Annotated in this window: 4 protein-coding genes and 1 pseudogene; 2 read left to right on the top strand and 3 right to left on the bottom strand. The window is 73.2% G+C overall.

All coding sequences use genetic code 11. The features are described 5' to 3' along the window. Both AX737_RS34945 and AX737_RS33740 read left to right on the top strand, forming a co-directional pair. Window positions 1-1,078, top strand: a 1,078-nt coding sequence (locus tag AX737_RS34945) for a peptide-binding protein (protein WP_197430738.1), incomplete at its 5' end; no start/stop codon positions are given. A gap of 332 nt (window positions 1,079-1,410) precedes the next feature. Beyond that, a pseudogene (locus AX737_RS33740) lies at window positions 1,411-1,500 on the top strand (integrase core domain-containing protein); the annotation flags it as partial. 204 nt (window positions 1,501-1,704) lie between these two features. On the opposite strand, the gene AX737_RS27285 reads toward AX737_RS33740, so the two are convergent. The 3 genes from AX737_RS27285 to AX737_RS27275 are packed head-to-tail and all read right to left on the bottom strand — an operon-like array spanning window position 1,705 to window position 7,284. Then, window positions 1,705-5,031: an error-prone DNA polymerase gene (locus tag AX737_RS27285; RefSeq protein WP_066926950.1), complete on the bottom strand. Its 3,327-nt coding sequence runs from the start codon at window positions 5,029-5,031 to the stop codon at window positions 1,705-1,707. 50 nt (window positions 5,032-5,081) lie between these two features. After that, complete coding sequence (locus AX737_RS27280; RefSeq protein ID WP_082773331.1) at window positions 5,082-6,593, bottom strand: DUF6504 family protein; 1,512 nt, start codon at window positions 6,591-6,593, stop codon at window positions 5,082-5,084. After that, on the bottom strand, window positions 6,508-7,284 hold the full coding sequence (locus AX737_RS27275; protein ID WP_066926948.1) for a damage-inducible mutagenesis protein: 777 nt from the start codon (window positions 7,282-7,284) through the stop codon (window positions 6,508-6,510). The genes AX737_RS27280 and AX737_RS27275 overlap by 86 nt, the downstream gene beginning before the upstream one ends. Window positions 7,285-7,424: the final 140 nt, after the last annotated feature.

Below are 7,424 nucleotides of genomic sequence, written 5' to 3'. Positions count from 1 at the left end.
TGTTGAGCCAGGCGAGCGGCAGGCGCTCGCCTGGCTCAACATGGGTGCGCCCGCTCCGATCTTGTCGGAAGGGCTGTATCGGGAACTGGGCCTCACCGAGGGCCGTGACCTCGCGATGCGGATCGGTGCCATCGGCGTGACGGTCGGTGGACGATCCGTCATCGATGGGCCCGGGCGCATCGGCGAACAGGATCTCTTCGACCTGTTGTTCGCGCCCCGCTCCGTGGAGGCCGCGTTGCCCGCCGGGGTGCTCCGGCACTTCTTGGTCACGGTCGATCCCCGTGCTGCAACTCTGACCCTGGCGCGTCCTGGGATGCTGCGGCCACGCGGCGTGCCTGTGCCTGTCCGCGTCAATTCCGCCTCCGGCATTGCGGTGACGGACGCGCTGATCGACGGGCGGACGGTTCCGCTCGTTCTCGATATCGGTGCACCCTACACGTGGTTGCGGGGGCGCACCGTCGCGACGTGGCTCGGCCGGCACCCGGAATGGCGTCGGGCGGACGGTGCGGTCGGACGTGCCAACCTCGCGATGGCAGATCTCGGCCTCGAACCCGCTGGGACGGTGATCCGCCTGCCCCGCCTCGATCTCCCCGGATTGTCGATCCCGGATGTCGGCGCGCTCGGCACCGGGCCAGTGGGTGGCACGATCGGCGAGGCCGCGCTCGGCGAGATCTTCTGGGACGCGTGGCAGGCCGGTGTCGGTGAGCCGGTGGTCGGCTGGCTCGGCAACAACGTGCTCGATGGTGTCCGCCTGACGCTCGACTATGCTGCCGGGAAGAGCTTCTGGGAGCGGCAACGCGCGGCCAGTTCAGGCGATCTCGACGGTGTCGGCCTCACATTGGTCCGGCGCGATACGGGTTACATCGTCGCCGCCGTCGCAATTCGGGACGGCCGTCCCCTCGTCCCGGGAGTCGAAGTGGGCGACCGGCTGCTGCGGATCGACGGTCATCCGCTCGACGGGCTCACGCCCGAGGCGGTGCTCGCCGCGTTGTCAGCACGGCCAGGCGAGCAGCGCGTACTGGAACTCGACCGTGCCGGCGCTGCCGTGAGGGTCGAAGCCGAGGGTGCGAGGTTCTGATGCGAGCCGGCACCTTCCCCCTGAAAGGAAAGCCCTCGATGCCCGCGAAGCCGCCGGGGGCCGAGCCTGCGCGGCGAAGGTGCTTTCACGCAGACTGGCGACCATCCTGCAGCACTCTGCCTAGCGGAACTCACAACCCGATTCGGGAGAGGTGAACGATGCCGCAAAGCCCTGCTGGCACCGATCATGGCCGTCGCGACGGCTCTCTCGGCCTGCTCGATCGCAACTTCACCAGGCCCGGCAACGTCGCCTCAGCCGCCTCCATCATCAAGGAAGCGATTGCAGCCGGCGAGACCTTCCGGGCCCACAGCTTCGAGCTTGCCTGCGCCCGCAACGATATCGACCATCGTCTGACCAAGTCGCGTCACCCTTGGACCAACGGTCAGGTCGAGCGAATGAACCGCACGATCAAGGACGCGACGTGACCTGCTCCCCGAAGATACGACCTGGGCCGAGCCGCCAATCAGTGTCGCTGGGAGGGATCCATAGAGGTCGGGGCGTGCGCCCAATGTCCATCACAATATATCTGCGATCCGGGTGTGCGCGTGAATATTTTTTCATCTGCCAAGCCCATCGATCATATGTTGTTCCCTCGCTCTCTACAGAAATCAGAGTTGGCTTTGAGCTCAGCGGAAATTTCGTGAGGCCACACGGATGGTGGGCGCATCGGGAGCCGCACGCAGCCCGTCGAGATGCAGGTCCGGAATGAGAATGTCCCGCGCGCGCGCCAACGGCGGATCCGATGGGACCGTCGAGCGGGACGGAGCAACGCGCTGATCGGGGGAGCCACCGTGCCGGGCCTCGTCGCCGCGGCCCGTCGCCAGCGCGAACCCCTCGTCGCCCCCGATTCGACCCAGCCAAGAGGACAGGTCGACGAGATGCTCCACGATCAGGTGCAGGACCTTGCCCTGCCTCTGGACCCGACCGCGGCAGCCGAGCAATCCGGCGCGCAGCACCAGCGCCCGCTGCCGCTCGAACAAACCGGGCCAGACGATCAGGTTGGCGATGCCGGTCTCGTCCTCCAGCGTGATGAACATGACGCCCTTGGCCGAGCCCGGCTTCTGCCGGATCAGCACCAGGCCCGCGACCGCGACGCGCCCGCCGTCCCGCGTCCGCTCGAGGTCGGAGCAGCGGACGTAGCGCTCCGCGGCGAGGTCGCCGCGCAGGAAGGCCAGCGGATGGCCGCGCAGGGACAGGCTGGTGGCGCGGTAATCCTCGGCGACCTCGCGGCCCGGCGTCATCGGCCGGAGCTGCACCGGCTCCTCCGCCAGCTCCCCTTGCGTCGCACCCGCACGCGCCTCGCCCGCACGCGCCTCGGCGGCCGCGAACAGCGGCAGCGGTGCCTCGCGCAGGGCCCGGATCGCCCAGAGCGCCTCGCGCCGCGCCAGGCCGAAGGCCGGTCCGAACGCGTCGGCGGCCGCCAGACGGCGGAGTGCCGCGACCGGCACGCCGGCCCTGCGCCACGCGTCCTCGACCGAGGCGTAGGCTCCGAGGTCTCGCACCAGCACGAGGCGTGCGCCGTCGTCGTCGCGAAGGCCCCGCACCGTGCGCAGGCCGAGCCGGACCGCCATCCGGTCCGGCCGGCCGGTCGGCTCCAGGGTGCAGTCCCAGGCCGAGGCGTTCAGGCAGACCGGGCGCACCTCGACGCCGTGGTCGCGCGCGTCCCGCACCAGCTGGGCCGGGGCGTAGAAGCCCATCGGCTGCGCGTTCAGGATCGCGCAGCAGAACACGTCCGGGTGGTGGCACTTCAGCCAGGAGGAGGCGTAGGCGATCAGGGCGAAGGAGGCGGCGTGGCTCTCCGGAAAACCGTAGCTGCCGAAGCCCTCGAGCTGCTTGAAGGTGCGCTCGGCGAAATCCGCGGCGTAGCCGTTGCCGACCATGCCGGCGATCAGCTTGTCGCGGAACTTCGACACGCCGGCCGTGAACTTGAAGGTCGCCATGGCGCGTCGCAATTGGTCGGCCTCCGAGGGTGTGAAGCCCGCGGCCACGATCGCCACCTGCATCGCCTGCTCCTGGAACAGGGGCACGCCCAGCGTCTTGCCGAGCACCCGCCGCAGCGCCTCGGTCGGGTAGGTGACGGCCTCCCGCCCCTCGCGGCGGCGCAGGTACGGGTGGACCATGTCGCCCTGGATCGGGCCGGGGCGCACCACCGCCACCTCGATGACGAGGTCGTAGAAGGTCCGCGGCGCCATGCGCGGCAGCATCGCCATCTGCGCCCGGCTCTCGATCTGGAACACGCCGAGCGTGTCGGCGCGCCGGATCATCGCGTAGGTGGCCGGGTCCTCGGCCGGGATCGTCGCGAGGTCGAGCCGCAGGCCCTTGTGCGCGGCCAGGAGGTCGAAGGCGCGGCGCATGCAGCCGAGCATGCCGAGGCCGAGCACGTCGACCTTCATGAACTTCAGCGCCTCGATGTCGTCTTTGTCCCACTCGATCACCTGCCGGTCGGCCATGCTGGCGGGCTCGACCGGGACGAGTTCGTCGAGGCGGTCGTTCGTCAGCACGAAGCCGCCGGGATGCTGCGAGAGGTGGCGCGGCGTGCCGATCAGCTGCCGGGCGAGATCGAGGGTGAGGCGCAGCCGCCGGTCGGCGAGGTTGAGGTTGAGCTCGGCCGCGTGCTTCTCCTCGACCCCGTCGGCCGACCAGCCCCAGACCAGGCCGGCGAGCGCGCCGGTGACGTCCTCGGGCACGCCGAGCGCCTTGCCGACCTCGCGCACCGCGCCGCGCGCCCGGTAGCGGATCACGGTGGCGCAGAGGGCGGCGCGGTCGCGGCCGTAGGTCTCGTAGACCCACTGGATCACCTCCTCGCGCCGCTCGTGCTCGAAGTCGACGTCGATGTCGGGAGGCTCGCGCCGCTCCTCGGAGATGAAGCGCTCGAAGAGCAGGCCCTGCCGCACCGGATCGATGCTGGTGATGCCGAGCACGTAGCAGACCGCCGAGTTCGCGGCCGAGCCGCGGCCCTGGCAGAGGATGCCCCGCGAGCGGGCGAACCGCACGATGCTGTTCACGGTGAGGAAGTACGGCGCGTAGCTGAAGCGCCCGATCAGGGTGAGTTCGTGGCGCAGCTGAAGGGCGACCGCGTCGGGCAGGCCGTCCGGGTAGCGGGCGCGCGCGCCGGCCCAGGTCAGCGCCTCCAGCGTGTCCTGCGGGGTGCCGGACGGATCCTCGCGCTCGTCGGGGTACTGGTAGGTCAGCTCGTCGAGGGAGAAGCGGCAGCGCTCGGCGATCTCGAGGCTGCGCGCCACCGCGCCCGGATGGGCGGCGAACAGGCGCGCGACCTCGGCCGGGTCCTTCAGGTGCCGGTCGGCATGGGCGTCGAGGCGGAAGCCCGCGGCCTCGACGGTGCAGCCCGCTCGGATGCAGGTGACGACGTCCTGCAGGATGCGCCGCGCCTCGGCGTGGTAGAGCACGTCGCCGGTGACGACCGTCGGCACCCTGGCCGCGCCTGCCACGGCGGTCAGGGCGTCCAGCCGGGCGTGGTCGTCCTGCACGAAGCGGCGGGTGAGGCCGCAGTAGAGCCGGTCGGCGAACACGGCGCGCAGCCGGCGCAGGTCGGCCGCGACCGTCGCGCCGTCCCGGCCCTCCGTGAGGGCGACCGCGACGAGGCCGCCGCTCCGGGCGAACACGTCCGCGAGCGCGAGCGTGCAGCCGCCCTTGCCGGCCGCGCGCTTGCCGATGGTGAGCAGGCGGCAGAGCCGGGCGTAGGCCGCGCGATCGGTCGGGTAGACCAGCAGCGGCGGCCCGTCGGTCGGGTCGAGCCGGCAGCCGACGATCAGGGGCAGGCCGGTGGTGCGGGAGGCCGCGTGGGCGCGCACGATGCCGGCGAGCGAGCCGCGGTCGGTCACGGCCATCGCCCGCAGGCCGAGCAGGCGGCCGGCCGCGAACAGCTCCTCGGGCGAGGACGCGCCGCGCAGGAACGAGAAGTGGCTGGTGACCTGGAGTTCCGCGTAGGACATGGCCGGTCCCGCCGCTCAGTGCACGAGGTCGGCGGCCGGAGGTGGCCAGCTCACCCGAACACCCCCTGCAGCCACCAGCGCGGCCCCTCCGCCATCGGCGCGTCGCGGTAGATCCAGTAGCGCGCCCCGTCCTCGGTCTCGACGCGGTAGTAGTCGCGCAGGCTGGCGAGTTCGCCCTCGGCGGCCCACCACTCGCCGCGGACGCGCTCGGGGCCGTCCGCGCGCACGACGCGGTGGCGCACGCCGCGCCAGACGAACAGGGCGGGCGGCGCGTCGGGCAGGAGCGCGGTCGCCTGCACCGGCTCGGGCGGCTCGAACAGGCGGGCCGGGCGCGCGAGATCGGCGGGCCAGGAGCGGCCGTCCGCAGGCGCGAGCGGCGGGGCCCGGCGCTGGCTGCGCTCCGGCACCCGGCTCTCGACGGGCACCACCCGGAACACCCGGCGCGCCCCGGCCCGCGCCGCGAGGCGATCGACGAGCGCGGCGAGATCGACCTGCGCCGTCTCGCCGGTATCGAGGCCCTCCCCCTGCACGGCCGCCAGCGGCTCGGTCCGGCCGGCGGCCAGGCACGCCTCGTCGAGGCCGAAGCCCGGATCGACCTCCGCGAGGCGGGCGCAGAGCAGCCGGGCGAGATGCGCGGCGTCGCGCGTGGCGGACGCCGTGCCGACGCAGAGCGCGTGGACGCCGCCATCGACCCGGCGGAAGCTCAGGTCGAGGCGGCGCGCACCGAGGCCGCGGCGGGCGAGCAGTGCGACGAGATCGCCCGTCAGGTCCGTGGCCACCCGCTCCAGCGTGGCGGGTGCCGAGATCGGCTCCGGGAACGCGCGGCGCACCACGGCGGCCTCGGCCGGCATCGCCCAGGCGATCGGCTCCGGGGCGTGGCCGAGGACCTGGTCGAGCCGCTGCAGCACGGCGCGACCGACGCGCAGGCTCAGCGGTCCGCGCGGCAGCGCCGCGAGCTGGGCCACCCGCTCGATGCCGAGTTCCGCCAGCCCGGCGACGGTCTCGGGGGCGAGCCGGAGCGCGCGCACGGGCAGGCTCGCGACCGCGGCCGCCATCTGGCCCGGTCCGACCAGGGGCGAGGTCTCGCGCGGCGCGAAGCGGGCCACGGCCCAGGCCGCCCCCGGCGTGTCGGCGACGGCGAGGCGCACCGTGCAGCCGCCAGCGCGCAGGCGCGTGAGCAGGGTGCGCAGCATCGCGGCCTCGCCGCCGAACAGGTGCGCCGAGCCCGCGATCTCGACCCAGACGCCGTCCGGCGGATCGGGGGCGGTGAGCGGGGCGCACCACAGGCACCACGCGGCCAGCCGCGCGAGCGCGTCCGCATCGGCCTCCGGGGTCGCCTCGCGCACGGTGATGCCGGGCACCATCGCCTGGGCCTGCGCGACGGCCATGCCGGCGCGCAGGCCCAGCGCCTGCGCGGCCCGGCAGGCACTGGCGACGACCCGCGCTCCGCCGGCCGTGACGACGGTGACGAGCGGCTTATCCCGCGGCGGCGCGGCCTTGTCGCGCCTGCGGATGCGATCGCTCGGCCAGGTCGGCAGGTAGAGCGAGACGACCCGCCTCATCGCAGGCCTCGACGAGCCAGGAGGCCGGCTCCGACCCGAGCGCCGCGCCGCGGCAGCGCTGCAGCCCGACTCGCCAGCGCCCACGCCCGAAGCCCGCCGCGCGGCGCGATGCCGGCACCGCCTCGACCGACCAGCGGCTCGTCGCCGCGCTCGCCGTCGTACCCGCACCATCCGAGGCAGCGGGCGCGCGACGGACGAGCAGGACGGTGACGCCGCTCTCCTCGGCGCAGAGCTGGAGCCGGCGCGAGGCGGTGAGGCCCGTTCGCGCGACCTCCCCGACGACGCCGGCCAAGCCTCGGAAGCGCGCGCCTTCCTCGACCAGCGGCAGGAGCTCGGCCTCCCGGTAGGTCTCGACGTAGATGACGCGGTCGGGATGCAGGCCGACCCGGGCGAGCGCGGGCGCGAACAGGTCGCGTGCGGCCAGGCACCAGAGGATGGGCCCCTGCGTCCGCGCCAGGATGCCGGCGGCGAACAGGGTGCAGGCCGCCGCGTGGCTGATGGCCGCCTGGGCGGGTGCGACCTCGTGCAGGGCTCCGAGCTGCAACCCGCGGCCGGGCAGCAGCCTGTCGATCGCGGAGAGGCCGAAGGGCAGGTACGCGACCGGCGCGGGCGCGGTGCCCGATCCCCGTTCCAGGGTGGCGATGCGCGCGCGGAGCGTGCCGAGGACCGATCGAGGATCGCTGGACGTCATGCACGGGACACCCTCCCAATCGGTCGTTTGTTCATCTTTTGTTCTATCTGCGCCGAAGCGCGGGCCCGGCAACCCGGCCGCCGGAATCGTCCTCGTTATCCACATGTGACGAGACGCGCAGCCGCCGCACCGCAGGTTGC

Origin of the sequence: Methylobacterium sp. CCH5-D2, from assembly GCF_001556475.1 — a bacterium.
Classification (GTDB): Bacteria; Pseudomonadota; Alphaproteobacteria; order Rhizobiales; family Beijerinckiaceae; genus Methylobacterium; species Methylobacterium hispanicum.
This window is presented reverse-complemented; position numbering and strand designations above follow the sequence as displayed.